Consider the following 26,379-nt stretch of genomic DNA (forward strand, 5'->3'; position numbering starts at 1 on the left):
CACCTTTGTTAGAATAGCATGATTGAAAATAGGTGTCAATAAAAAACGCAAAGCTTTTGCAAACTTCTTGAAAAATTTTTAAACAGCCGATTTTTCTCATTCCCATGACGCCTTCTTTGTATTTATCTTATAGAAGTAAAATTTTTATGAAGCCCATTTTGAATAAAGTTGCTTTATAGTTTTTTTAACTGTAAAAGAAACGCCAGAAAGCTATCATTTCCCGTAAAAAAGCTTTAAAATGAAGTCAAATTAGTTTGTAAAGGGGTAAAAATTACGATGGACTTAAAAGAAATGGTTGGCAAAGAAGCCTGCAAGCATATTAAAAGCGGTATGACAGTCGGACTTGGAACGGGTTCAACTGCTTATCACATGGTGGCAGAAGTGGGTCGGATGATTAAAGAAGAGAATTTACAAATTACCGGTGTGACCACTTCTACCCAAACTTTAATTCAAGCCAGAGAACTAGGGATCCCATTGGCCTCAATTGATGAAGTCGATCACATTGATATTACCATTGACGGTGCCGATGAAGTTGATCCTAATTTTTTAGGAATTAAAGGTGGCGGTGCCGCTCTCTTATATGAAAAAATCGTTGCCACGTATTCTGATAAAGTGATTTGGATTGTTGACAGCTCTAAAATGGTCGAAAAATTGGGTAAATTTCCCCTACCAGTTGAAGTGATTCCTTTTGGCAGCCAACAAATTTTCAACATTTTAGCCAAACAAGGCTACAACCCCACTTTCCGTAAAACGAGCGATGGCGAGTTTTTACACACGGATAGCGGCAATTATATTATTGATTTGCATTTAGAGACAATCGCCGATCCTCACGCACTGGCTGAAGAATTAATCCACATGACTGGTGTAGTGGAACATGGCTTGTTTTTAGATATGACGCAGTTGGTAATTGTCGGTGAAAAAGACGGCCCTAAAACGTTACACAACCCCGCTTTTTCTTAATTAAACATTTCAAGGTTGGGATAAACGACAGGTAGTGTTTATCCCAACCTTTTTTTGACCAAACAAAAAAACAAGTAAATATTAAAAAAGCTTTTACCTTATAAAGATCTACTTTTGAACTTTCCTCTTCTCAGAAGCTTTTTTGCGTTTTTTTGCAAGAAACGGTACCATTTTGACGGAGTTTATGCTACATTTTTCTTAATGAAAATGAAGACTGTGAGGATTTATCATGACAATTTTTGGCTATGCCCGCACCACAATCAACGACAATGATTTAGATTCCCAAGTGAAGTCTTTGACGGAATATGGCTGTGGCCCAGTATTTTTAGATACTTTTGAACAAAAATACCACGAGGAAAATCACGCCGATTTAGATACTGTGATTGCACAAATGCAACCAGGTGACGCCTTAGTCGTAAGCGACTTGCACCGTTTGGGCCGTTCTACGCGTCAACTGACCGAATTAACCAGCTTATTTAAAAATCGCAACTTGCATTTAGTCAGTTTGACTGAAAGCATTGACACCAGAAGCCAGATGGGTGACATCTACTTCAATTTAATGGAAGGCTTAGCACAAATGGAATGTGCGCTGATTAAAGAGCGTACCCTTGTCGGTCTAAACAAAGCCCGCCAAAAAGGTAAAATTGGCGGTCGTCCCAAAATCGATGGGAAAACGGTGAAAAAAATTCGCCAGCTTTATTACGATAAAAAAGAAACAATTCAATTCATTTCTTCTAAGTGTGGTGTATCAGTGGGAACCTGCTATAAATACATTAATTTAGCTCCTGAAGAATTGGAAAAAATTACGAATTAAATTGCTGCACAGCGACTTGTCTTTTTCAAAAGAGCAAGGTGCTGTGCCTTTTTTTAGTGGCAAAATGCACTAAAACAGTGTACAATGTGGAAGGAATTGAAAATTTCAGAAACCAAATGACAAAGGAGAGTTATTCATGCCAAAATTAGTATTTTCTCGTCACGGTTTGAGCGAATGGAATGCATTGAACCAATTTACTGGTTGGGTTGACGTAGACCTAGCTCCAGAAGGTGTTGAAGAAGCAAAAGAAGGCGGCCGCAAAATTAAAGAAGCCGGCATCGAATTCGATATCGCTTATACTTCTGTATTAAAACGCGCTATCAAAACTTGTAACTATATCTTAGAAGAATCTGACCAATTATGGGTGCCACAAGTTAAATCATGGCGCTTAAACGAACGTCATTACGGTGCATTACAAGGTTTGAACAAAAAAGAAACCGCTGAAAAATACGGTGACGAACAAGTTCACATCTGGCGTCGTTCATACGACACATTACCTCCATTATTGGATGCAACAGATCCTGGTTCTGCAGCAAATGACCGTCGTTACGCTATGTTAGATCCACGGGACGTTCCTGGTGGAGAAAACTTAAAAGTTACTTTAGAACGTGCTTTACCATTCTGGCAAGATGAAATCGCGCCAGCATTAAAAGACGACAAAACTGTCTTAGTAGCTGCACACGGCAACTCATTACGCGCTTTGGCTAAACACATTGAAGGCATCTCTGATGATGATATCATGGATCTTGAAATTCCAACTGGCCAACCTTTAGTTTATGAATTAAACGACGATTTATCAGTAGCTAAAAAATACTACTTATAAGCCATTTATATAAAGAGGCTGCAACAAAAGTGCATCGGTACTTTTGTTGCAGCCTCTTTTTTTGCAGGTAACTGGTATTTTTAAATACCAATCAGACAAATACCCAACCTGCAATTTTTAGCTTATTTCTTAAAATAAATACTGCTGCCATGGCTTTTTTCACTTACCTGTTAAGACAAAATGCACAGTAATGCCAGCTATCTATTCTACTTTTCAAAATTACTTTAGCATTTTAGCAAAACGGGCCATTGCTGCTTGTACTTCTGGTTGGTACTGCGGTGCAATCAGCGGGACTAATTTTTCACTGACAGCAGCAAACTCTTTTACCGTAAACTCATCGGTTGCTAATTTGGCAAAAGCCGCTACTAAAATTTCTGTTGCTGGTTCTTCTTGACCTGCAACTACCCGCTCTTTAATGAACTGCAAAAACAGCTCTTGCTCTTTTAACATTTCACAACAGCTCCTTTTACAAATAGTTTTGTTCAACCAAACTGTCTTGGTAAATTTTCACAACATCTTCCACTTGTAAGGGTACAAAAGCATCGGTTGCAATTTTGCTATAAGCCACTGCTTGCTTGGCCATCACTTCAAATTTGCGATCATCTTCAATACCAACTTCTGGCAGTGTCATCGGAATGCCACAGGCTTTGAAATAATCATATGTTTTTTGAATCGCCATGCGGGCTGCCATCATCGGTACCGTTTCATTAATTTGCCAAACATTGCGGCCATATTGGGCAAACTTCACTGCAGTCTCTTCATTTAACACATGATGCATCCAACGGGGAGTTAAAATGGCTAGGCCAATTCCATGGGTAATGTCATAAAAGGCACTCAATTCATGTTCCATTGCATGACAGGACCAACTACCGCCTTTCCCACTACCAGTTAAGCCGTTTAATGCCAAGGTGCTGGCCCACATCAGATTTGCCCGTGCATCATAGTCTGTTGGAGTAGCTAAAGCAATTGGGCAATTTTTCGTTACTGTCCGCATCAAGCCTTCACTGATACCGTCTTGCACGTCTGTTGCAGGCGTTGTATTAAAGTAGTTTTCAAATAAGTGGCTCATAATATCTGCTGAACCGGCTGCGGTTTGGTATTTCCCTACACTAAACGTATTTTGCGGATCTAAAAAGGAGACTTTAGGTAATAAGTTTTCTCCTCCCATCCCTAATTTTTGGTTGGTCTGCCAATTGGTAATCACAGCACCGCGATTCATCTCGCTACCAGTTGCGGCCAACGTCAAAATCGTGACGATTGGTAATGCAGCTCCAGCGTAATTTCTTTTTTCAATTACCGCCCATGGCTCTTCATCAGGACTACCATGGACAGCTGCGACGGCTTTGGCACAATCAATTGTCGACCCGCCACCTACTGCTAAAATCACGTCAATTTCATTTTCAGCACATAATTTTGCGCCTCTTGCCACAGTTTCAATGCGCGGATTTGGTTCTACTCCTGCCAGTTCAACAATTTTAAAGTCCGCCAGTTCCTTTAAGACACGGTCATACAAACCGTTTTTCTTAATACTGCCACCACCATATACAAGTAATACCCTTTGGCCAAAATTTTCTATCACTGCGGTCAATTCATGCAGCCGATCTTTACCAAAGCGGATATCTGTTGCAACATTAAAAGTAAAATTATTCATACTTGTCACTCCTTTGAAATTAATCTACATTCTTACTTTACCCTTAAGCTACTATAAAAGAAAGCGGTATCTTAAATCTTACATTACACAAGAAAAAGAGGCTGCTTGAAAGACAATTTTTTGACAACCTTAGAAGATTAGCTTTTTTCCTCTAACTTTTTAAGGTTGTTACAATTCATCTTTTTCAAACTAGCCTCTTTTGACTTATTCTTTAATTGCCGTTTCCAAACCAACTTCAATCATATCGTTAAATGTGATTTGACGTTCTTCTGCGGTGGTTTCTTCACCGGTAATCATATGATCACTAACTGTACAAATAGCAAGTGCTTGCACGTGGAATTTCGCTGCTAGATAATAAAGAGCAGCTGCTTCCATTTCCACGCCTAAAATCCCTACATCAGCTAAAGCAAAAGTTTCAGCCAAATCATCTTTATAAAATGTATCTTCTGATAAAATATTCCCAACATGGGTGGTAAAACCTTTTGCTTTTGCAATATCATAAGAATTTTTCAATAATTCAAAATCAGCGATTGGTGCATAATGGAAAGATTGAAAATTCTTTTGCACAATTGAGGAGCTAGTCGTAGCCGCTTGGGCAATAATCAAATCCCGCACATGCACATCTTCTGATAGCGCACCACAAGTCCCAACGCGAATTAATTTTTTGACACCATAGGAGTTAATCAACTCATGGGCATAAATACTAGCAGAAGGCATCCCCATGCCAGTTCCTTGCACGGATACCCGCTCACCTTTATAAATACCGGTATAACCTAACATTCCCCGCACGTTATTGTAACAAATCGGGTCTTCTAAAAAAGTTTCGGCAATATATTTTGCCCGTAATGGATCTCCTGGTAATAAAATTTTATCGGCGATTTCACCGGCCTGTGCTTCAATATGAACGCTCATGAATAACTTCCTTTCCTTTTTCGTTGGTGATAATTATTTATTGCTAAAATTATTCTGACAGTTTTTTTATAATTTTGCTAGTGTTTCTTTCACTAATGCTTTAAATTCTGCCTTCACACGCTCTGTTGTTTCCACCACTTCTGCATGGTTTAGATTTTTTTGCATGCCCGCAGCTAAATTAGTGATACAAGAAATACCCAATACTTTTAAGCCACTATGAGCCGCTACGATAACTTCTGGCACGGTTGACATTCCGACTGCATCTGCGCCAATTGTGCGAGCAAACCGAATTTCAGCTGGTGTTTCATAAGTTGGACCAGAAAAGCCCATGTAAACACCCTCTTTTAAATGTAAGCCCGCCGCTTTTGCGACTTCTTTTGCCACTGTCATATATTCTATGCTATAGGCTTGGCTCATATCTGGGAATCGTGGTCCCATACTTTCTTCATTAGGACCAACTAAAGGATTTGCCCCCATGAAATTAATATGATCTGTAATTAACATCAAATCCCCGGGTGCAAATGTTTCGTTCACACCACCACACGCATTGGTCACAACCACAGAATGTGCGCCAAGTGCTTTCATCACGCGGACTGGATAAGTGACTGTTTGCATCGAATTGCCTTCATAATAATGAAAACGCCCTTGCATCGCTAAAACTTTTTTTCCTGCCAAATCGCCATAAACCAGCTGACCAGCATGTCCCACGACTGTTGAGATTGGAAAATGAGGAATTTCATTATAGGAAATCACCACTGGATTTTGAATTTCTTCAGCTAATTCTCCTAAGCCAGAACCTAAAATCAAGCCAAATTCAACTGCTTTTACACCTTGTTCTTTGATAAAATCTGTCGTTTCTTGTAATTGTGCTAAAATCTCTGTCATAAAGACCTCCCATGATTGCATTAACCTGTTGTGTAATGTTTTAAAACTTAACAAAGGCAATACTGACAGCAGCAAAAATAATACTATTTCCTACTGTCAGTTTTTCTTAAAAATTTTATTTTAAAGCAGCTAAGAAGCTTTGGCCGTTTTCTGTTGCCGGTACAGCAAAGTTTTCTGCAATAGTTGCCGAAATATCAGCATAAAAACCTTGTGGCAATGCGCCTTTTCCGGTCATTTTTTTGCTATAAGCAAGTAATGGCACATATTCACGGGTATGATCTGTACCAGGGAAAGTTGGATCGTTACCATGATCGGCAGTAATTAACAACAAATCATCATCGGCCATATTGTCCAACAATTCTGGAATCCGCAAATCAAAATCTTCAATGGCATGTGCATACCCCACGACATCGCGGCGGTGACCATACAGCGCATCAAAATCTACCAAGTTTGTAAAACTTAAACCGGTAAAGTCTTTTTTCATTACTTCTAATAATTTATCCACACCGTCCATATTACTCTTTGTGCGAATTGCTTCTGTAACACCTTGGCCGTTAAAGATATCGTTGATTTTACCCACAGCAATGACATCTTTGCCGTTATCTTTTAATGAATCTAAGACCGTTTTACCAAACGGATCTAAGGCGTAGTCGTGACGATTACTTGTGCGGGTAAAATTACCAGGTTCACCTACATAAGGACGTGCAATAATGCGGCCGATCATATAAGGTTCATCTTTTGTAATATCGCGAGTAAATTGGCAAATACGATACAACTCTTCTAAAGGAATAATTTCCTCGTGGGCTGCAATTTGTAAAACTGGGTCTGCAGAAGTATACACGATTAAATCTCCAGTTTTCATTTGGTGTTCACCATAGTCGTTAATTACTTCTGTGCCGGAATAAGGTTTGTTGCAGACGACTTTACGCCCAGAAAAATCTTCAATTTGTTTTAATAATTCATCGGGAAAACCATTTGGGAAAACGCGGAATGGTTTTTTAATATTTAATCCCATAATTTCCCAGTGGCCAGTCATTGTGTCTTTGCCCACAGAGATTTCTTCTAATTTAGTGGCATAACCTTGATGATCTTTTTCATCTTTAACACCTGTTAGAGGGCGAATGCTCCCTAAACCTAATTGTTCCAAGTGCGGGATAGTTAACCCAGCTTCTTTTGCAATGTGGCCTAATGTATCTGCTCCAACATCACCAAATTTTTCGGCATCCGGCGCTTGACCGATACCCACTGAATCCATGACGATTAAATGTACACGTTTAAACATTTTATTCCCTACTTTCTATAATTTTAAGCTACCTCTATCTTACTAGAAGTCACCCTATTTGGCAGTTATAAACAACTTTTTGAATCCATAGAAAAAGAGCAGGACAAAGCAACAATGTCCCTTAGTCCCACCCTTAAACAAACTATTTTGATTTAATATAATTGGTACCGTTGGCCTTGGGACCTGATGCTTTTCCTAAGAAGATTACCAACACTAAAATTGTTAGAACATACGGTGCTGCCTGCAAATAGACATCTGGAATTGATGAAATAATCGGCAATTTAGCACCGGCAATACTGATGTTTTGGGCAAAGCCGAAGAATAACGCCGCTCCCATCGCACCCAGTGGATTCCATTTTCCAAAGATCATTGCCGCCATGGAAATGAAACCTTGACCAGCAATTGTCGTAATGGCAAAACGACCAGAAATAGATTGCGCAAAAACTGCGCCCCCCATCCCGCCTAAAAAGCCAGAAATCAACACTCCCGAATAACGCATTAAATACACGTTAATCCCTAGCGTATCTGCAGCTTGAGGATGTTCCCCCACTGAACGCAAACGTAAACCAAATTTTGTTTTAAAAATAATAAACCAAGCTAAAACAGCAATCAAAATGGCAACATATGCCGGTAAAAACGTATCTTTAAAGAAAATTGTTCCAATAACTGGAATGTCTTTTAAGACTGGAAAACTATAATAACCAAGTGTTCCGCTGATATTATCCGTTTGTCCTTTACCATAGATAGCTTTGACTAAAAAGACTGCCAAAGCTGGCGCCATTAAGTTCATAACAGTACCAGAGATAATATGGTCGGCGCGAAAGTTAATCGTTGCCACTGCGTGTAATAATGAAAAGACAATCCCTGCTAACCCTCCGACTAAAATTCCCAGCCACGGTGTCATTGCGCCAAATTGATCGTACATTTCCAAGTTAAAGACAATAGAGGTGAAGGCCCCCATTACCATAATACCTTCCAAACCAACGTTTACAATCCCACTGCGTTCAGAGAAAACTCCACCTAATGCAGTTAAGATTAAAGGAGCGGAATAAATCAAGGTTTGGGTTAAAATTGAGGCAATTAAATCAATACTCATTAGATTTTCCCTCCTTCTTCATCCTGGTCGCTTGGACTAGCTTCCACTTCAGTTACGACAGCAACTTCTTTTTTAGGCCCAAAGAATTTTGCTAATGCAAAGCGAATAACAAAGCTAATGCCGACAAAGAAGATGATAATGGCAATATCCACATCCACCAATTCTGATGGAATACCTGCAACTTGCATCCCTTGTCCGCCAAGTTTCAAGACACTAAACAGTAATGCTGACAATAAAATCCCTACTGAACTGCCGCTTCCTAGTAACGAAACCGCCATTCCGTCAAAACCAATGGATAGAGAGGTTCCTTGAATAAAGAAGTTTTGGAATGTACCTAAACCTTGAACCACACCACCAAGACCAGCTAAACAACCAGAAATGACCATTGAAACAATGATCGTCCGTTTACTACTCATGCCGGCATATTCAGACGCAAATGGGTTCAAACCCACCGAGCGAATTTCATAACCTAATGTCGTTTTCTTCATTAAGAAATAAACCAACACCAAGAAAATCAAAGCTAAGAAAATCCCCATGTTTAACCGAGAATGATTGGAAATATTGGTTAAAAAGTCCGTTCGTAACGAACCGTTTGCACCAATCATTTTTGTGACCCCTTTGTTACTCATCAATTTTTCGTCCATCACATTGTTGACAATATGGGTACTTGTATAAAGCAAAATATAGTTCATCATAATGGTTACAATTACTTCACTTGTACCAAAGAAGGCGCGTAAAATACCAGGAATTGCCGCTGCGATTGCACCAGCTAAAGCCCCAACAATAATTGCTAAAGGTAAAACTACGATTTTGGGCGCATCAGGCAGAGCCAAAGCGACCCAAATACTAGCAACCCAGCCACATAAAGCCTGACCCGAAAGACCGATATTGAAAAAGCCGGCTGAATTTGCCACCGAAAACCCTAATGCTGTGAAGATTAACGGACCCGCCGTTACAAAAATTTCCCCAATATTCCGCGGGTTAATCGCACCTGTTTGCGGATTTAAAAAGGCGGTCTTCAACATTTGACTATAACCGGCAATCGGATTAAAACCAAAGGCCGCCATAATAATGCCACCTATGATAAACCCAAGTAAAACCGCAATAACCGGTACGAGGAGATTTCTGATTTTTTCAGAACGATTATTCAACTGCCTCACCTACTTCCTCCGTTTGCGCTTGTGTGCTTTCTTTGGCTAATTCTGCCCGTGCTTCTTCTAAAGAATAGCCCGCCATTAATAAACCAAGTTCTTTTTCGCTCGTTTCTTGCGGTGTAACTTCCCCGACAATTTCCCCAGCGTGTAGCACAACAATTCGGTCGGAAACATTTAGAATTTCTTCTAGTTCAAAGCTAACTAATAAAACAGCCTTAAATTTATCCCGTTGTTCAATTAAGCGTTTGTGAATAAATTCAATCGCACCAACATCCAAACCGCGCGTTGGGTTAGCAACAATTAACAAGTCTGGATTTCGATCAATTTCGCGGGCGATAATGGCTTTTTGTTGATTACCACCAGACAATGCTTTGGCTGGAACCAATTCATTTGTCGTTCGCACATCGTATTCTTTGATTAAATCTCGCGCTTTTTCATTGATTTCACCATAATTCAAAAAGCCGTTTTTACTTAAAGGCTCTTGGTAATACGTTTGCAACGCCATATTTTCAGCTAATGTCATCTCTAATACCAAGCCATATTTGTGGCGGTCTTCAGGTACGTGACCTACACCTTTTTCCACGATTTGGCGCGGTTTTTTATTGGTGATATCATCGCCGTCTAAAAAGACCTTGCCACTTTCAACTTTGCGTAAACCCGTTAGCGCTTGAATCAATTCTGATTGACCGTTTCCATCAATACCAGCAATCCCTAAAACCTCACCTGCTCTAACTTGCAAGCTTAAGTTTTTCACAGCCTCTAAACCGCGGCTTTCTTTGACCACTAGATTTTCAACCGACAAGATAACTTCTTGTGGATTGGCATCTTTCTTCGGTGTTTTAAAGGAAACTGCGCGGCCTACCATCATATCAGCTAATTCTTGACTGGTAACATCTTTAACTGTTACGGTACCAATTCCTTTCCCACGACGAATAACAGTACACTGGTCCGCCACTTTTTTAATTTCATCTAACTTATGGGTGATTAGAATAATCGATTTACCCTCTTTGACTAAGCCATGCATAATGGTGATTAATTCATCAATCTCTTGTGGCGTTAATACCGCTGTTGGTTCATCAAAGATCAATACTTCGGCACCACGATACAATGTTTTTAAAATTTCCACCCGTTGTTGCATCCCCACCGAAATATCTCTGACATAAGCGTCTGGATCAACAGCCAAACCATATTGCTCTGAAACGCGCATAATTTCTGCTCGCGCTTTTTTGCGGTCAATCACGCCAGCTTTTGTTGGTTCACTACCTAAAATGATATTTTCTGTCACAGTAAAAGCATCCACTAACATAAAATGCTGGTGCACCATTCCGATACCTAATTTGTTGGCAGCCGTCGGACTGGTAATATTTACTTTTTGTCCATTCATGAAAATATCACCAGAAGTTGGTTCTAATAATCCTGACAAAACATTCATCAATGTTGACTTACCGGCACCATTTTCGCCTAAGAGAGCGTGAATTTCGCCTGGTTTGACCCGTAGATTGATATCGTCATTGGCTTTGAAATCGCCGAAAGCTTTGGTGATATGCCGCATCTCAATGACATATTTCTCTTCTTGTGCCAAATTTTTTCACATCCTTACTTTTCGTCTTGCGCAACTTGTAAAATTGAATACGTTATCTATAAATGCAAAAATTTTTGCGGCGCTGCCGCTAGGAAATTGCTTTCCTTAAAGCTGGATTTGAAATTTTTTACCTCATGTACGTAAAGCCAAATTCACCTTTAAAGAAATCAATTGAAAAATCAGGTCTTGCCCGTCAAACAGACAAGACCTGAAAAATAAATTATTTAACGTCTTTTGGTACTTCTGGTACTTCGATTTTGCCGTCAGCAACTTCAGTTTTAACTTCTTTAATTGCTGCTTTTGCATCGTCTGATAAGAAACCTTCAGTCAAGTCAACGCCACCGTCTTTAAGACCATATACCAAGTGTTCGCCACCAGGGAATTTGTCTTCTAAAGCACGGTTAGAAATATCTTGTACCGCAGCACCTACACCTTTAAGTGTAGAAGCTAATGTACAGTTATCGTCTTTACCATCAGAAGTTTGGAATTTACCTTCTGCTTCTTGATCACTATCCACACCTAAAACCCAAACTTTTTTGTCTTTTAATTCTGCTTCAGTAGATTTTTTGTTTAATTCTTTTGCTTCAGAGAAGACACCAGCACCAGTACCGCCAGAAGCGTGGAAAATTACGTCTACGCCGTCACGGTACATTGCTGCTGCTAAAGCTTTACCTTTAGCGGCATCGTTAAATGAAGCAGCATATTCGTTTTCGATTGTAATTTCTTTGTTTAATTTTTTCGCTGCATCTTTAACACCTTGCGTAAAACCAGCATCGAAACGATCGATTACAGCACCTTCTTCACCACCGATGAAGCCGACTTTATTTGTTTTTGTCGTATAGGCTGCAGCATAACCTGCTAAATATGAAGCTTCGTTGTCTTTAAATGTTGCAGAAACAACGTTCTTTTTGCCATCAATAACACTATCAATAATAACGAAATTATTATCAGGGTTTTGATCTGCTGCTTGTCCGATTGAATCAGTTAATAAATACCCTACACCAAAGACTGTTTTGAAACCATTTGAAACGGCATTGTCAATGTTTGTTGTGTATTGAGATGCATCGTTTGATTGGAAGTAGTTAAAACCACCCACACCTTTTTTCAAATTGTGTTCTTTACCCCAAGCTTGTAAACCTTCCCAAGCTGATTGGTTGAAAGAACGGTCATCGATTCCGCCGATGTCAGTTACGATTGCAGCACTATGTTTTGCATCTGTGCCCTTATCTGAACCGCCACCAGTGCTGTCTGTACTGTTACTTCCGCCGCCACCGCAGGCACCTAACAACATAATGGATGCTAACGCAACTGTTGCCAGACCAAATAATTTTGCTTTTTTCATTTCTGTAAAGCCCCCTAAAAGTAAGTTTTTTTCAACAGTCTATTGACTGAATGAACATGTTTTAGCGACCAGTTGTTACTAGTCAAAATCTTTATCGGTAAAAGAATATGGTAATAATTCTCCTACTGTGGTTTCTTTTGTCACACCATGATCGCCAACTAACGTCACGGGCATCTCTGGTGAACAGAATTCTGCCATCACCTGCCGACAAGCGCCACATGGTGAAATTGGTTCTGGTGTATGTCCTGCTACTACTAAATGACTAAATTCTCTTTCGCCTTCTGATACGGCTTTAAAAAAGGCAGTCCGTTCGGCGCAGTTTGCTAGCCCATAAGAAGCATTTTCAATATTCAAACCTTGATAAATTTTTCCTGCTTTGGTGACCAAACACGCCCCCACCGGAAAATGTGAGTAAGGCACGTAGGCTTTATCTAAAGCTTCGGTTGCCACGTTAATCCATTCTATTTTTGCTTTCATTTTTCCACCTGACCTCAAATTTACCTATTGTAATCGTAATTGACGTTTAGTAAATTCAATCGAAATATCTTGTTTTATTTGTCCAAATTTTAGTAGCCGCCGCCTTGGGAGCCAGTCACGATTGCTACACTAGCCGAAGTACCCAGCCGGTTAGCGCCCGCTTCTACCATTGCCATTGCTTCTTGTTCATTATGAATGCCCCCAGAAGCCTTCACACCCATTTCTGGTCCGACTGTTTGACGCATCAAGCGTACGTCTTCTACCACAGCCCCCCCAGTTGAAAAACCAGTTGAAGTTTTCACAAAATCTGCTCCTGCTGCTTTAGCTAATTCACAAGCTTTTACGATTTCTTCGTTATTTAGTAGCGCTGTTTCAATAATCACTTTAACCAAGGCTTTATCTTTCGCTGCCTTTACCACCGCTTCAATATCTTGTTGAACTTTTTTAAATTGGGCAGATTTTAGCGCACCAATATTGATTACCATATCCACTTCATCTGCACCATTATTGATGGCATCTGTTGTTTCATAGGCTTTAACTTCTGATGTGTTTGCCCCTAAAGGAAAGCCAATCACCGTACAAACAGCTGTCGGTTCACCTTTTAACTGTTCTGCCGCAAAACTTACCCAAGTTGGGTTGATGCAGACAGAATAAAAATGGTATTGTTTTGCTTCTTCAATAATACGTAACACATCTTCTTGTGTTGCGTCTGCTTTTAAAATTGTATGATCGATCATGCGATTTAATTCCATGTTTTGTACAACTCCCTAAATATTTTAATTGCTAAATTTTCTTTGAACTATAAAATAAATCAAATTTTTAATTAAAAACTTTTATTATGACTATTTTACCATGTATCTCGCAATTCAAAAAATGATTCTTGAAACGGCAATCATTTCGTGATGATGTCGTGAATTAGCGGAGGTTCAGTGGCCGTCGCGCCAATTTCAATATTTTGATAAAGTAACGCTTCTACAGCGGCAACATCTTCTGTATTGCTGTAAATGGTCAGTAGTGCCTCGCCTTCTGCAACTTTATCACCAATTTTTTTGTGCAATTTTAAACCGACAGCATAATCGATTTCATCTTCTTTTGTCTTACGACCTGCCCCTAAAAGCATTGCTGCAATACCGATTTCATTGGCTACTAATTTTGTGACAACACCACTTTTTCTAGCTGGCAATTTTATTTCATATTGGGCAGTTAGTAAACGTTCTGGCTCATCTACGACGGTTTCATCTCCACCTTGGTTTTTAATCATCTCTTTGAATTTTGTTAGTGCTTTACCAGAAGTCAGGGCTTCTTCTAACATTTCCCGCGCTTCTTGTAGCGTCTGAGCTTGTTTGGCTAACACGACCATTTGGCTGCCCAATGCATAACACATTTCTACTAAATCAGCCGGTCCAGCGCCTTTTAGCGTTTCAATCGCTTCAACGACTTCTAAGCTATTTCCAATTGCCTCACCTAAAGGTTGTGACATATCCGAAACAACCGCCATTACTTGACGATTGGCTAAATTACCGATGCGCACCATCGTGTGGGCCAAGCGCCGCGCGTCTTTTATATCCCGCATAAAAGCACCATCACCAGTCGTAACATCTAAAACAATGGCATCCGCACCAGAAGCAATTTTTTTACTCATAATTGAGCTGGCAATTAACGGAATCGAGCTGACGGTTGCAGTGACGTCCCGCAAAGCGTAAAGTTTTTTATCCGCTGGCGCCAAATCACCTGATTGACCAATCACAGCCACTTTACTTTCGTTTACGATTTTAATAAATTCTTCGTCTGAAATTTCAATTTTGAAACCTGGGATGGCCTCTAATTTATCTAACGTTCCGCCAGTAAAGCCCAAACCACGACCAGACATTTTTGCAACAGGAACTCCCACACTTGCCACCAGTGGTGCGAGCACCAAAGTAGTAGTATCTCCCACCCCACCGGTAGAATGTTTATCTACTTTGATTCCTTCAATTGAAGATAAATCGATAACTTCTCCAGAATGTGCCATCGCTAAAGTTAAGTTCGTAATTTCTTCATCTGTCATATCTGTAAAATAAATCGCCATCAACAAAGCGCTCATTTGATAATCTGGAATATCACCTTTTGTGTATTCTGTAATAATAAAGTCAATTTCTTCTTTAGATAACAATTGACCATCACGCTTCTTTTCGATTAAATCGACCATTCGCATGCCTTTTCCTCCTTAAGTCCAGTGTTATTATACAACAATAATTCAATTGGTAAACCACTTTAGTAAAACAGTTTACCTAATAAATCCCAACCTGTTAAAGCGCTTACAGGAGCAATATACTGTATTACTCCTCACTTGTCAAGGTCATCACACTCTCACGAATAATTAATTTAGTATCAAATACTTTATTCGGAATTCGTCGTTTGGGAAACTCGATTGCGTCGACTAAAAATTTAGCGGCGTAAAAACCAATATCAAAAGCTGGTTGCAAAACGGTAGTTAACGGAGGTGTCACGTATTCCGTCAAATTCAAGCCATCAAATCCAATCACCGAAATATCTTCTGGCACTTTTTTTCCTAATTCATAAATTGCCTGGTAACAGCCGATTGCCATCGAATCATTGCTACAAAAAATAGCTGTTAATTCTTTTTGTCGCAATAGCTCCTTAGCAGCTTGGTAACCACCAGCTACTGTTAACTCATTTTCTACCACATAGCGTCCTTTATAGGCGATACCGTGATCTTTTAAGCAATGGCGATACCCATTAAACCTCTCTTGCAATTGGTAATAGCCGGTACTTTCTTTTAGCATACCGATGTTTTGGTGTCCTTGTGCGATAAGATAACTTACAGCTTGATAAGCACCTTCGTAATCTTTGACAATTAAACGGCCATTGCTGCGTTGGTTAATCCCGCGATCAATTAAAATCGTCGGCATGTTGTGATAAATTGGGCTCCCAATTTCATAGCCACTTGGCAATAAATGCGGCGTTGCAAATAAAACCCCGTCTACTGAACGGTGACTAAGTTCTTCTAAATACGTAATCTCTTTTTCTTGGCTTTGCTGGGAGTTACACAAAATAATCATATAGCCAAGCGGATTAACATAACGTTCTGCCCCTTCGACTACTTTTGAGAAGAAAAAATCTGTCACATCTGGAATAATCATCCCAATTGTTTTTGAGCGACGATTAATCAAATTAGACGCAAAAAAATCAGGCTTATAGTGATATTTATTTACGATATCCCAGACCCGTTGCCTAGTTTCATTACTAAAGCGCGTCCCTTTATTATTTAAAATTTGCGAAACCGTTGTCACAGATACCCCTGCCATTTCCGCAATTTGTTTAATGGTCATCTTCATTTTAATCCCCCCACAAGCCCTAGTGTACCAAAATCTACTTTAAAAAAATAGCGGGTGAATTATTCTTGCGACAAATTTTCTGATGTCTTTTTACCTCATGGAAATAAAGTAATACAAAACTTTTCCCAAAATTTTCAGCAGCTAAAAAGACCTCTATAGAAAAAACTACAGAGGTCTTTTTTATCGAATTATCAACTGATGTGGAATTGTTATTTGCGCTTTTTTTTCATCATAAAAAAGTTGGAAGGCTGCTTTGCCACATTGCTTTAATTGATGATCAACGGTTGAAAAATGAAGGAGTTGGCTCACCAATAAATTTTCCCGACCAATGACCAAAGGCTGTGCATCTGAAGGGTATTGCGCTAAAATCATCGCAGCGACTTCATCGCCATTGGTGATAATTCCATCCACTGCTTGCTCTTTAAAAAATTCTGCCGCTTGAATGCCGTCTTCAGCATGAATACAGTCCCAAAAAATGTTGTCTGCTGAAAAATTAGGAAAGTATTTTTGGCTTTGTTCAATGGTTAAAATAGAATTACCACTTATACGCTTACTGCGCCCTAGCGTTAACCCCAAGCGCTTCACACCCTGTTCTTTTAAGTAGAGGATGCTTTCTTTTAATGATTTAGCCAAATCAATGGCAACATAACTGATTTCTTTTAAGCCAGAAGCCTCACAAAAAACAATATTATTTTTTTTAAGATAAGGTAAAAAAACATCCATGTGATTGGCTCTGGTTGTCACGATTAACCCGTCAAAACTTTTAGCTGCTAACTCTTCTAAATAACTTTTTTCTAGCTTTTTATCATAATTAGTTGGCAGTAATGTAATTTTATATTGGTGGGCAAAAGCGGCCCGCATAATGCCTTTTAATAACTGATTATAAAAAGGATGATCTACAAAAGGGACAATGACCCCCACATTACGCGTCCGGCCTTTACTTAAATTTTGCGCAGTCCGATTCGGTTTATAATCCAGCTCTGCCATTACCTGCAAAACTTTTTGTCGCTTATCTTCTGCCACATAGGGATGATTGTTGATCACCCGTGAAATGGTCGTCACCGAATAGCCCGTTAGCTTTGCAATATCGCGGATGTTTGCCACTTTTTCCACCTCGTCTCTTACCTGTTATACAGCTACTTGTAATTGATTATATAAATAGTCTATCACAGCAAGCCCCGCTTCATAAACTTGGCAACTCATCTCATCTTTGCCAAATGAAAAACGTCGTCCGCCATAATATTCATCAAAAACTTGCCAATCTAAATCACAAATCTCCTCAGATAAAATTTGGTGCGCTTGCAAACCACTGACATCATTTAGCGTAATTTTGCCATCTGCAATTTCCACTTGCACATAATAAAGCTGGGTACAACCATTTTTAGTTAATTTCACATACGTAAACATCTTTCATTCCCCCTATTTTTTGTTTCATATTTAACATTATAAAAAAGCACTTTCTTTGCTTTCTTCCAACTACATTTAGAGCATAATGTATGAAACTCGTTTCAGAGCAAGGAAAAAGTTTATTTTTTTTTACAGCAAAAAAACAACTCTTCCCATTTAAATTTCCCTGGGAAAAGTTGCTTTTTATTCATTAATCTTCTTTTACACTTTGCAAAATATAGTAGCCTTTGTCTTTTGTTAAAATTTCACAGTTGCCAAAGACTGCTTGCATTTTTTTCTCGGCGCTAGGAGCACCTTGTTTTTTTTGAATGACCACAGTCAATGTGCCGCCTGGCATAAGTAAGGAATAGGCATCGCTTAAGATAGCATGAACAACTTTTTTACCGGCACGAATTGGCGGGTTACTTAAAATTGCAGCATAGCTTGTCTTTTTTACGTCTGCATAAATGTCACTTTCATGAATGTCGACATTTTCAATTTGATTGCGGCTCGCATTGCCACATGCCAAGTCAATTGCCCGCTCGTTAACATCCACCATTTCAACAAAGCGATCGGTTGTCGCCGCTATCGCCAACCCAATCGGGCCATAGCCGCAGCCGACATCAAGCAATGCTCCGGCTGGCAAATTAGTAGCAGTAAAGGTTTCAATTAAAACTCTCGAACCATAATCGATTGTATTGCGGGAAAAAACGCCGCTATCGGTCACAAAGCGCAATCTGCGCCCTTTTAGTTCAAAATCAAATTCAGCAAAGTCGTGGGCTGCATTGGGTTGATTGGTATAATAATGATCACTCATAATTTCATCCTAATAGTTTATTTTTAATATCCCGCGCAATTAGCGCTCCTAATAGATGATACCCGAATTTTGATGGATGTAAACCATCACTTTGTAAAAATTCAGCTGGGTCTGGGTAAACTTCCATATGATGATACATATCAATGTAGTTCACACCAGTTTCTTGTGCGATATCTTTTGCCATTGCAATATATTTCACGAGTGTTTCTTTATTTCCGGCGGTTTTAATCGTCAGATCTACCCAGCTTGGGCCAACTAAAATGACTTTTTCAGCTGGAAAAGCCGTAATCATTTTTTTCAAGTTTTCGCCGTATTCTTTCACGTTCTCACGATTGTTGATAGCATCATTAATGCCAACATTAATTGCGACAAAATCAGGATTTTCAGCTTCTGCTTTAGGTAATTGTTCCAAAGCTGTAGCACTTGACGCACCACGTTCTCCCAAATTAACGACCGCATAATCTGGAAAGCCCATCCCTGTTAGTGTATCTGTCACATATTCATTTAATAAGTCTGTGACTTGCCCTTCAAAAAAACCGGCTGCGATACTATCGCCCATTATTACAATTTTTTTCATGTTCCTCGCTCCTTTAAAATTTTTTTAAATTCAACGTAAACCTATTTTACAGCTTGCCCTGAAATATCATCCATCTTTATACTAGCAGAAAGACCGTTAAACTGCATTTATTTGTGTTTTTACTGATAATAGCGACCATTATGTGTTAAAATGTTCGCGAAGTCCTAGCGCATATTGTCATATCCGCTATGGAAATGTTGTTGGCTTTTTCTGAAAAATAGCCAAAAGGAGTCGCTCATGGAGGAAAAAATGAATTACTACAAAATTTCCCGTCAAGAATGGCAGGGATTTTACAATAGTAACAATATGCCCTTAACCCAAGAAGAATTGGATGGCATCAAGAGTCTAAATGACCGCCTATCGATGCAAGATGTCGAGGATGTTTACATTCCGTTGTGTCATTTGATTCATTTATATATGAAAGAAGCAGAATCACTCAACTTAAGTAAAGGTCTCTTCTTACATCGTTATGTCAAAACACCACCTTTTATTATCGGAATTGCAGGTTCAGTGGCGGTGGGAAAATCAACCACTGCTCGCCTAGTCCAAACATTACTTTCGCGGCTATTTCCTAGACGTAATGTCCAACTAATTACAACCGATGGCTTTTTATACCCAAACCAAGTATTAGCCCAAAAAGGGATCATGGATCGCAAAGGTTTTCCCGAAAGTTACGACATGGAACGTTTGATCCAGTTTTTAAATGAAGTAAAATCTGGCAAGAATTCCATTCAAGTACCTGTTTATTCCCATAATGTTTACGATATTATCCCCGATGAATTTGAATTGATTGAACAACCAGATATTTTAATTGTCGAAGGGATTAATACGTTGCAACTGCCACAAAACCAACAAATTTACGTTAGTGACTTTTTTGATTTCTCACTTTTTGTCGATGCTAAGCCCGAATTAATTGAACAATGGTATTTGGAACGTTTTGAGCAATTACTGGATACCGCCTTTTTAGATCCAACCAATTATTACTATCAATTCGCCATTGGCGATCGCAAAAAAGCGGTTAAAATGGCTGAAAGCGTCTGGCAAAATGTGAATTTGAAGAATTTAGAAGAGTACATCTTGCCTACTAGAAGCAGAGCAGATATAATTCTCCATAAAACAAACCATCATTTAATTGATGAAATCTATTTGCGAAAATATTGATTTTATTTTCATGCCTGTTAAACTGCTTGTAAGAAGCTTACTTCTTTACAATAAATAATCTGAAGAATCGAGGGATTTAACTGTGACAAATGTTGACCACCTGCCGACAGTCGAAAAGATTATCGTTTTGGACTATGGTAGCCAGTACAACCAATTGATTACACGCCGCATTCGTGAATTTGGTGTCTTTTCTGAATTGATGAGCCACAAAATCACCGCAGAAGAAGTCAAAGCCATTAATCCAAAGGGAATTATTCTTTCCGGCGGACCAAACAGCGTTTATGATGAAGGCGCCTTTGGCATTGATGAAGAGATTTTGAAATTGGGAATCCCAGTTCTAGGTATTTGTTACGGCATGCAGCTAATCACTTATAAATTAGGTGGTAAGGTTGAGCCCGCGTTAAACAAAGAATACGGTAAAGCTGAATTAGAAGTAACTGCCGATGATGCAGAACTTTTTGTCGGTACACCGAAAAAACAAAACGTTTGGATGAGCCACGGTGATTTGGTAACACAAACACCAGCAGGTTTTGAAGTTGTAGCAACAAGTAAAGATTGCCCAATCGCTTCTATCCAAAATAAAGAAGACAAAATTTACGGTATCCAATTCCATGCTGAAGTTCGTCACTCTGAATACGGCAATGAATTATTACGTCACTTTGCAATGGATGTCTGCCAATGTAAAGGCGACTGGTCAATGGATAACTTCATCGAAATGCAAATTGCGCAGATCCGTGAAACTGTCGGTGATAAAAAAGTATTACTTGGATTATCCGGCGGCGTTGACTCCTCTGTTGTTGGCGTCTTATTACAAAAAGCCATTGGGGACCAACTAACGTGTATCTTCGTTGACCACGGTCTTTTACGTAAAGATGAAGGCAAACAAGTAATGGAAAGCCTTGGCGGTAAATTTGGCTTAAACATCATTAAAGTTGATGCTCGTGATCGTTTCTTAGACAAATTAAAAGGTGTTTCTGATCCTGAACAAAAACGTAAAATTATCGGTAACGAATTCGTCTATGTCTTTGATGACGAAGCAACAAAACTTGCCGGTGAAGAAGGTATCTCATTTTTAGCTCAAGGTACTCTTTACACTGACGTCATTGAATCTGGTACAGAAACAGCACAAACCATTAAGTCTCACCACAATGTTGGCGGTCTACCAGAAGATATGCAATTTAAATTAATCGAACCATTAAACACGTTATTTAAAGACGAAGTGCGGGAATTAGGAACACAGCTTGGCATGCCTGATGCTATCGTTTGGCGCCAACCATTCCCAGGCCCTGGTCTTGGCATTCGTGTCTTAGGTGAATTAACCGAAGAAAAATTAGAAGTCGTGCGGGAATCAGATGCTATCTTACGAGAAGAAATCGCCGCAGCCGGCCTTGACCGTGACATTTGGCAATACTTCACTGTCTTACCTGGTATTCGCTCAGTTGGCGTAATGGGAGACGGCCGTACGTATGATTACACTGTCGGTATTCGTGCCGTTACTTCAATCGACGGCATGACAGCAGACTTTGCTCGTATCCCTTGGGATGTCTTACAAAAAATCTCTGTCCGCATCGTCAACGAAGTAGACCACGTAAATCGAATCGTGTACGATATTACCTCTAAGCCACCTGCAACTGTAGAGTGGGAATAAAAAACCAATATAATATGGATGGGGAATGCCGATATATCAACATTTTTCAACTCTTAAAATACTATATTTACATTAAAGATGATATGGTTTCCTACCATTTCCCTACCAAAATTTGGTAGGGGTCTTTTATTTTTCTAATTAATAAATTTATTGCTTAAATAACTATCTATATCAAAATCTATAACTCATATAGTTATTCAGGGTCATGAAATAAAGTTATATTTGGCTTTTGTTTAATGTTAGCTTTACATTTTATATAATAAATAACTCTGTAGATATTACTATGAGCAACCTTAACGTTGATGGATTATCATATTTACAGAAGAAAAAGGTATATTCTTGCATAACTAAATACTTAACTACAATTTTTCTGTTAAAATAAGTAAGACAAAAGCGAAGTTTAGGAGGTTTTTTATGCCAAAGTTTGAAGGAGACTGGTTCCATTCAAGAACCGGTAGCCAGCTTTCAGAATTAGCCGCAATTCAATTGCTTGTGGCTTCAAGTATGAAAACTGAATTTATCGGTAAAATTTGGGGAGCAGATAGAAGAAATCCTAAAAATGCTTGGATTTATGATTTTTCAGCTACAGCCAAGTTAGGAAATGAATCCATCCAACCATCAACGATGCAAACAAAAATTAGAAACTGGATTCGTCTAGGTTTTATTAGAGACAGTAATCAACTTCCTTTACAGTGGACTACCATGGGTTTATTATGGTCTGATGCAGTTGATGATGGACGAGGTGGAGATGCAAATTTACTATATAGACTAACAATTGCAAATGCTCTTGCAACTGTTTCTTTTTCTCCTGATAGTAAAAGGTTTGATAGTATTCCAGTTGAAAGTGGTTTGTTAATTAAAAGGCTCATAGAGGAATTGAACTCTAACAACGGTGCTTTGGACAGAAATAGATTAGAATATCTTATAGACGGAGACACTACAAGAAAAAAAGGGAAGAATTATTCATATTGGACAACTGATTTAGTACAGTCAGCTTTGTTTATTAAGAACCATAATGGTGGCTTGGAGTTTGGTAACCAATTTCCAAATATGCTTGAAGCAATAAGAAATTACGTTCCACAGCCAAAAATTAATGCACAAGAAATTAAGAATAATCCATTGGCTTTAGGTGCACCATTTAGAGAAGCATTGCTAAGTGAATTTAAAGAGTATGGAACTCCTCAGCTTATAGATGCAGTTGAAGGATTATCTACGTTTAGAATTACACTTAGCAAGGAACAGCTAGAGAAACGTTGGCAAGCAACTAAACAATCAGAAAGAACATCCACTTGGTCTAAAGCAGTCAAAAATAACTATCATTATCATTGTGCGATTCCAGGTTGTGATGCAGAAGGAACACTATTTATTCAAGCTGCTCATATCATGCCCTTTAGCGCCGAAGATACAATAACTAATAATAAGCATAGAAGTGATGTAGAGAATGGCGTTGCATTATGTTTAAGCTGCCATAAAATGTTTGACGCTGGATTATTTACTTTTGATGGATATGGAAAAATCGTCCCCTCAAAATTTATATATTCATCAGAATTAATTAAGACCGAAAAACAAATAAATGTTATGCGTATTCTGGACAGTCAAGCGAAACAATTAACACTACCAGAAAAAGTCCACTTTAATAGAGTCTATGCGTTATACCATAGAGAAAATGTATTTTTAGGAGAGTAGATTCACGTGGCATATGAAGATAAAATTTTTTTAGAAAACCTCGAAAAACAATATAATATAGTGCTGGATCAGTCGTATTCAAATTTAGTCCATTTCCAAACAACTAATGAAATCCCTTTTCAACGCTGGTATTCTTATCGAGAAGGATACTCTTATAAATTAGTTCAAAAATTTATTACTAAATATAATGTTACTGGTTCCATTCTAGATCCCTTTATGGGGAGTGGTTCCTCCATTCTCGCTGGTAGATTTAGCAATCTAAAAACCTATGGAATAGATGTAAACCCTATTTCTTTATTTGTTTCAGAAGTTGAAAATAGAAATTATTTTGAAGAGGATATTAAAAGTATTCAAAATGAGCTGGGAATTTTCCAAAAATTGAAACGTGACTCCACATTACGTGCTACAAACTTTGAATTAGCATATAAATATTTTAATACAGATATATTGCAAACCATACTTCAGTTAAAAGAACATATCACATCAATTGACAACTCTCACACAAGGGATATATTCTTCTTATCGTGGCTCTCAAATATTGAATCTATTTCCAATGTAAAAAAAGAAGGTAACGGATTAAAGTATAGAAATAGACGAAGAAATAAAAATGGTTATATTAATATACCTATACAGCAATGGGAAGAAGAGCATTTTCCAAAAGATAAATTTTCTTATGTTCTAAATAAAATTATTAACAACATATATAATATTTTAGAAGATTTACAAAGCAACCCTATTTCCGCTCCAGAACCGACTATGCTATTAGGTTCATCTATGGAGAGAGTCTTGGATATTCCCGAGCAAATGGAATTAACAATTTTTTCCCCTCCATACGTGAATTTCTTTGATTACTTTGAAATCCACAAAACTGAATTATGGTTAGGAGAATTTATAAAGAGTCAAGATGAGTTAAAGCAACTTAAAAGAACTGGATTACGTTCAAATGCAAGTGCTACAGTTTCAAAATTATTAGTAAATGCTAACGAATCTGTCTCACATCTAACATCTATTTTAGAAACAAAAAAGTTATGGAGCAATAAAATTCCAGTAGTCGTATCCGGTTATTTTGACGATATGGAGACTTTGATACGTAACCTATATGTAAAAACACAAGATAAAGGTAGAGTAGCTATAGTAGTTGGAAATTCTGCTTATGCGGGAATCATTATCCCATCTGACTTATTAATAGCAGAAATAGGGGAAAAAATAGGATTCGAAGTGGAAGAAATAATCGTTACCAGACATTTAACTACGAGCTCTCAACAGAGAAAATATTTAAAGGACGTAATGGGATTCATGAGAGAATCCATTGTAATCCTTAGAAAAGAGTAACCTATGACAATTTTACACTTTGAAAAATTACCTAGTGCAATACCAAATAATGCACTAGTGAGTATTGACACTAATATTGTCACACCGTTGACACATGGTTTTCATAAGTATCCAGGAAAATTCATTCCTCAGATACCAGAATGGGCAATTAATAACTACCTTAATGATGAAAAACAAATAGTCTTAGACCCTTTTGTAGGTAGTGGGACAAGTCTAGTAGAATCAACAATATTAGGTCATGATTCTTTTGGTATCGATATTGACCCACTTTCTTGTTTAATTTCAAAAGTTAAATCAACTCCTTTGGATCCGAACCAGTTTTCAATTATCAGTGACTGGATTATGAATAACAAGGAAACTGTCGAAGCAAAATTTATGCCTGAAGTTGAAAATTTAAATCATTGGTTTACAGATGATGCAGTAATAAAATTAAGTAAACTTAGAGGGTTAATTGATGAAATCCCTATAATGTTTAAAGATGTTATCAATATATCTGATTATTATGACGCTTTTATTATCGCTTTCTCAGGAATAATTCGTCGTGCATCAAATGCCGATAATCAATCACAAAAAACATATGTTTCTGGAACAAAACCTAAAAAACCCTCTGAAGTGTACTCATTATTTGGAAAACAGTTAGGAATCTTTTTGAACGGTTTTCAGGAATTCAATCTTTTATGGAATAATAAAGCAAAAGCTAGCGTATTTAGAACAAACGGAGATGCTGATTTTTCTAAATTAATTCCTAAAAAAATTGATTTAATAGTTACTTCGCCCCCTTATATTAAGTCAATCGACTATGTATATAATCAGATGGTAGAATTATTCTGGGTTGGAGACTTATTTTCCATGAATACCCAGACAAAACAGAACAAAAAAAGAAAGTTGTATACGGGCACGACACTAGTACCTAAAAAAGAATTTTCAAACTTTTTTGTTGAAGAACGTTCATTAGGCATCCCACTGATGGATGACAGTATAAAAAAAGTACTTGAAGATAAAAAAAATGGTGAGAAACACGCCTATATCATATATAAATACTTTGAATTCATGGAGGAACACTTCAAGTCTTCCATAACCACAATGAATAGCGGTGCTCACTATATTATGGCCGTAGGAAACAGTACTGTTAGTAATGTCGAAGTCAATACTGCAACTATACTCGTACAACTTGCAGAAAAAAATGGATTAATATTAGAAACAAGATGGAGTTATATTATTAAGAATCATTTCATGGGATTTGATCGTGCAAATCGTGGCGGTAAAATTAATGTGGATCATGTATTAGTCTTAAAAAATAAAACATAAAACGTTTATTTATATAATTCAAACTTTATTTCCATAAAAAGATCTCTACCAAATTTGGTAGAGATCTTTTTTCAAAGCTGGATTATTGTCATCCCTAAAAATACATCTAACCAATAAACTTTGCCAGATTCTCATGATAGATTTAGAG

Annotated in this window: 25 protein-coding genes; 8 read left to right on the forward strand and 17 right to left on the reverse strand. The window is 38.2% G+C overall.

Translation table 11 applies throughout. The features are described from left to right. The first annotated feature begins 276 nt into the window (after nt 1–276). The 3 genes from rpiA to AC6R0T_RS12045 all read left to right on the forward strand — a co-directional run bounded on the left by rpiA (nt 277) and on the right by AC6R0T_RS12045 (nt 2,597). A complete protein-coding gene (rpiA, locus tag AC6R0T_RS12035; protein ID WP_230711072.1) occupies nt 277–960 on the forward strand; it encodes a ribose-5-phosphate isomerase RpiA in 684 nt (227 codons plus the stop codon). A gap of 229 nt (nt 961–1,189) precedes the next feature. Next, nucleotides 1,190–1,774, forward strand: coding sequence for a recombinase family protein (locus tag AC6R0T_RS12040; RefSeq protein ID WP_206903366.1), 585 nt, complete (start codon nt 1,190–1,192; stop codon nt 1,772–1,774). Between the two features lie 136 nt (nt 1,775–1,910). Beyond that, nucleotides 1,911–2,597 carry a 2,3-diphosphoglycerate-dependent phosphoglycerate mutase gene (locus AC6R0T_RS12045; RefSeq protein ID WP_173103883.1) on the forward strand — a complete coding sequence of 229 codons (687 nt, stop codon included), beginning with the start codon at nt 1,911–1,913 and terminating at the stop codon, nt 2,595–2,597. Nucleotides 2,598–2,816: 219 nt separating this feature from the next. Here AC6R0T_RS12045 and AC6R0T_RS12050 read toward each other — a convergent pair whose 3' ends face one another. The 17 genes from AC6R0T_RS12050 to AC6R0T_RS12130 all read right to left on the reverse strand — a co-directional run bounded on the left by AC6R0T_RS12050 (nt 2,817) and on the right by AC6R0T_RS12130 (nt 19,096). Further along, the gene (locus AC6R0T_RS12050) at nt 2,817–3,047 is read right to left on the reverse strand and encodes a hypothetical protein (protein WP_206903365.1); all 231 of its coding nucleotides are present in this window, start codon (nt 3,045–3,047) and stop codon (nt 2,817–2,819) included. Between the two features lie 16 nt (nt 3,048–3,063). Further along, nucleotides 3,064–4,248, reverse strand: a complete 1,185-nt coding sequence (locus AC6R0T_RS12055; protein ID WP_282462020.1) for an iron-containing alcohol dehydrogenase — start codon at nt 4,246–4,248, stop codon at nt 3,064–3,066. 204 nt (nt 4,249–4,452) lie between these two features. Beyond that, entirely contained in the window at nt 4,453–5,160 is a 708-nt protein-coding gene (gene deoD / locus AC6R0T_RS12060) for a purine-nucleoside phosphorylase (protein WP_206903363.1), read from the reverse strand. Between the two features lie 66 nt (nt 5,161–5,226). Further along, a complete protein-coding gene (locus tag AC6R0T_RS12065; RefSeq protein WP_282462018.1) occupies nt 5,227–6,045 on the reverse strand; it encodes a purine-nucleoside phosphorylase in 819 nt (272 codons plus the stop codon). A gap of 115 nt (nt 6,046–6,160) precedes the next feature. Further along, nucleotides 6,161–7,327: a phosphopentomutase gene (gene deoB, locus AC6R0T_RS12070; RefSeq protein WP_206903361.1), complete on the reverse strand. Its 1,167-nt coding sequence runs from the start codon at nt 7,325–7,327 to the stop codon at nt 6,161–6,163. Between the two features lie 142 nt (nt 7,328–7,469). Further along, complete coding sequence (locus AC6R0T_RS12075; RefSeq protein ID WP_230711076.1) at nt 7,470–8,423, reverse strand: ABC transporter permease; 954 nt, start codon at nt 8,421–8,423, stop codon at nt 7,470–7,472. Then, a complete protein-coding gene (locus AC6R0T_RS12080; protein WP_242595821.1) occupies nt 8,423–9,574 on the reverse strand; it encodes an ABC transporter permease in 1,152 nt (383 codons plus the stop codon). The genes AC6R0T_RS12075 and AC6R0T_RS12080 overlap by 1 nt, the downstream gene beginning before the upstream one ends. Further along, nucleotides 9,567–11,129 carry an ABC transporter ATP-binding protein gene (locus AC6R0T_RS12085; protein WP_206903648.1) on the reverse strand — a complete coding sequence of 521 codons (1,563 nt, stop codon included), beginning with the start codon at nt 11,127–11,129 and terminating at the stop codon, nt 9,567–9,569. Before AC6R0T_RS12085 ends, AC6R0T_RS12080 begins: the two co-directional genes overlap by 8 nt. Nucleotides 11,130–11,379: 250 nt before the next feature. Beyond that, complete coding sequence (locus AC6R0T_RS12090; protein ID WP_206903358.1) at nt 11,380–12,501, reverse strand: BMP family lipoprotein; 1,122 nt, start codon at nt 12,499–12,501, stop codon at nt 11,380–11,382. Between the two features lie 78 nt (nt 12,502–12,579). Further along, nucleotides 12,580–12,978 carry a cytidine deaminase gene (locus tag AC6R0T_RS12095; protein ID WP_303754120.1) on the reverse strand — a complete coding sequence of 133 codons (399 nt, stop codon included), beginning with the start codon at nt 12,976–12,978 and terminating at the stop codon, nt 12,580–12,582. Between the two features lie 89 nt (nt 12,979–13,067). Continuing rightward, nucleotides 13,068–13,730: a deoxyribose-phosphate aldolase gene (deoC, locus tag AC6R0T_RS12100; RefSeq protein ID WP_230711077.1), complete on the reverse strand. Its 663-nt coding sequence runs from the start codon at nt 13,728–13,730 to the stop codon at nt 13,068–13,070. Nucleotides 13,731–13,870: 140 nt separating this feature from the next. Further along, complete coding sequence (locus AC6R0T_RS12105; RefSeq protein ID WP_303754121.1) at nt 13,871–15,172, reverse strand: pyrimidine-nucleoside phosphorylase; 1,302 nt, start codon at nt 15,170–15,172, stop codon at nt 13,871–13,873. A gap of 124 nt (nt 15,173–15,296) precedes the next feature. Next, entirely contained in the window at nt 15,297–16,316 is a 1,020-nt protein-coding gene (locus tag AC6R0T_RS12110; RefSeq protein ID WP_230711079.1) for a LacI family DNA-binding transcriptional regulator, read from the reverse strand. A gap of 180 nt (nt 16,317–16,496) precedes the next feature. After that, entirely contained in the window at nt 16,497–17,420 is a 924-nt protein-coding gene (locus AC6R0T_RS12115) for a LacI family DNA-binding transcriptional regulator (RefSeq protein WP_303754122.1), read from the reverse strand. A 24-nt stretch (nt 17,421–17,444) separates the two neighbouring features. Beyond that, the gene (locus AC6R0T_RS12120) at nt 17,445–17,723 is read right to left on the reverse strand and encodes a hypothetical protein (protein WP_303754123.1); all 279 of its coding nucleotides are present in this window, start codon (nt 17,721–17,723) and stop codon (nt 17,445–17,447) included. A gap of 190 nt (nt 17,724–17,913) precedes the next feature. Then, a complete protein-coding gene (locus tag AC6R0T_RS12125) occupies nt 17,914–18,519 on the reverse strand; it encodes a class I SAM-dependent methyltransferase (RefSeq protein WP_303754124.1) in 606 nt (201 codons plus the stop codon). Nucleotides 18,520–18,523: 4 nt separating this feature from the next. Further along, nucleotides 18,524–19,096, reverse strand: a complete 573-nt coding sequence (locus tag AC6R0T_RS12130) for an SGNH/GDSL hydrolase family protein (RefSeq protein ID WP_303754125.1) — start codon at nt 19,094–19,096, stop codon at nt 18,524–18,526. A 237-nt stretch (nt 19,097–19,333) separates the two neighbouring features. Here AC6R0T_RS12130 and coaA point away from each other — a divergent pair, with 237 nt between their 5' ends. From coaA to AC6R0T_RS12155, 5 genes are all read left to right on the forward strand, one after another. After that, nucleotides 19,334–20,257 carry a type I pantothenate kinase gene (coaA, locus tag AC6R0T_RS12135; protein ID WP_230711082.1) on the forward strand — a complete coding sequence of 308 codons (924 nt, stop codon included), beginning with the start codon at nt 19,334–19,336 and terminating at the stop codon, nt 20,255–20,257. 82 nt (nt 20,258–20,339) lie between these two features. Beyond that, nucleotides 20,340–21,905 (forward strand): glutamine-hydrolyzing GMP synthase, encoded by a 1,566-nt coding sequence (guaA, locus tag AC6R0T_RS12140; protein ID WP_206903348.1) that lies wholly within the window; start codon nt 20,340–20,342, stop codon nt 21,903–21,905. Between the two features lie 414 nt (nt 21,906–22,319). Further along, entirely contained in the window at nt 22,320–23,591 is a 1,272-nt protein-coding gene (locus AC6R0T_RS12145; RefSeq protein WP_303754126.1) for an HNH endonuclease, read from the forward strand. Nucleotides 23,592–23,597: 6 nt separating this feature from the next. After that, the gene (locus AC6R0T_RS12150; protein ID WP_270273007.1) at nt 23,598–24,923 is read left to right on the forward strand and encodes a hypothetical protein; all 1,326 of its coding nucleotides are present in this window, start codon (nt 23,598–23,600) and stop codon (nt 24,921–24,923) included. Between the two features lie 3 nt (nt 24,924–24,926). Beyond that, nucleotides 24,927–26,231, forward strand: coding sequence for a DNA methyltransferase (locus tag AC6R0T_RS12155; protein ID WP_270273009.1), 1,305 nt, complete (start codon nt 24,927–24,929; stop codon nt 26,229–26,231). Nucleotides 26,232–26,379 lie beyond the last annotated feature (148 nt).

The sequence above is a fragment of the Enterococcus sp. S86.2 genome (assembly GCF_059834485.2).

What these genes read in the sequence shown, in the direction of transcription:
- rpiA (WP_230711072.1), top strand. Translation starts at nt 277, where the DNA reads ATGGACTTAAAAGAAATGGTTGGCAAAGAAGCCTGCAAGCATATTAAA.
- AC6R0T_RS12040 (WP_206903366.1), top strand. Translation starts at nt 1,190, where the DNA reads ATGACAATTTTTGGCTATGCCCGCACCACAATCAACGACAATGATTTA.
- AC6R0T_RS12045 (WP_173103883.1), top strand. Translation starts at nt 1,911, where the DNA reads ATGCCAAAATTAGTATTTTCTCGTCACGGTTTGAGCGAATGGAATGCA.
- AC6R0T_RS12050 (WP_206903365.1), bottom strand. Translation starts at nt 3,047, where the DNA reads ATGTTAAAAGAGCAAGAGCTGTTTTTGCAGTTCATTAAAGAGCGGGTA.
- AC6R0T_RS12055 (WP_282462020.1), bottom strand. Translation starts at nt 4,248, where the DNA reads ATGAATAATTTTACTTTTAATGTTGCAACAGATATCCGCTTTGGTAAA.
- deoD (WP_206903363.1), bottom strand. Translation starts at nt 5,160, where the DNA reads ATGAGCGTTCATATTGAAGCACAGGCCGGTGAAATCGCCGATAAAATT.
- AC6R0T_RS12065 (WP_282462018.1), bottom strand. Translation starts at nt 6,045, where the DNA reads ATGACAGAGATTTTAGCACAATTACAAGAAACGACAGATTTTATCAAA.
- deoB (WP_206903361.1), bottom strand. Translation starts at nt 7,327, where the DNA reads ATGTTTAAACGTGTACATTTAATCGTCATGGATTCAGTGGGTATCGGT.
- AC6R0T_RS12075 (WP_230711076.1), bottom strand. Translation starts at nt 8,423, where the DNA reads ATGAGTATTGATTTAATTGCCTCAATTTTAACCCAAACCTTGATTTAT.
- AC6R0T_RS12085 (WP_206903648.1), bottom strand. Translation starts at nt 11,129, where the DNA reads ATGCGGCATATCACCAAAGCTTTCGGCGATTTCAAAGCCAATGACGAT.
- AC6R0T_RS12090 (WP_206903358.1), bottom strand. Translation starts at nt 12,501, where the DNA reads ATGAAAAAAGCAAAATTATTTGGTCTGGCAACAGTTGCGTTAGCATCC.
- AC6R0T_RS12095 (WP_303754120.1), bottom strand. Translation starts at nt 12,978, where the DNA reads ATGAAAGCAAAAATAGAATGGATTAACGTGGCAACCGAAGCTTTAGAT.
- deoC (WP_230711077.1), bottom strand. Translation starts at nt 13,730, where the DNA reads ATGGAATTAAATCGCATGATCGATCATACAATTTTAAAAGCAGACGCA.
- AC6R0T_RS12105 (WP_303754121.1), bottom strand. Translation starts at nt 15,172, where the DNA reads ATGCGAATGGTCGATTTAATCGAAAAGAAGCGTGATGGTCAATTGTTA.
- AC6R0T_RS12110 (WP_230711079.1), bottom strand. Translation starts at nt 16,316, where the DNA reads ATGAAGATGACCATTAAACAAATTGCGGAAATGGCAGGGGTATCTGTG.
- AC6R0T_RS12120 (WP_303754123.1), bottom strand. Translation starts at nt 17,723, where the DNA reads ATGTTTACGTATGTGAAATTAACTAAAAATGGTTGTACCCAGCTTTAT.
- AC6R0T_RS12125 (WP_303754124.1), bottom strand. Translation starts at nt 18,519, where the DNA reads ATGAGTGATCATTATTATACCAATCAACCCAATGCAGCCCACGACTTT.
- AC6R0T_RS12130 (WP_303754125.1), bottom strand. Translation starts at nt 19,096, where the DNA reads ATGAAAAAAATTGTAATAATGGGCGATAGTATCGCAGCCGGTTTTTTT.
- coaA (WP_230711082.1), top strand. Translation starts at nt 19,334, where the DNA reads ATGGAGGAAAAAATGAATTACTACAAAATTTCCCGTCAAGAATGGCAG.
- AC6R0T_RS12145 (WP_303754126.1), top strand. Translation starts at nt 22,320, where the DNA reads ATGCCAAAGTTTGAAGGAGACTGGTTCCATTCAAGAACCGGTAGCCAG.
- AC6R0T_RS12155 (WP_270273009.1), top strand. Translation starts at nt 24,927, where the DNA reads ATGACAATTTTACACTTTGAAAAATTACCTAGTGCAATACCAAATAAT.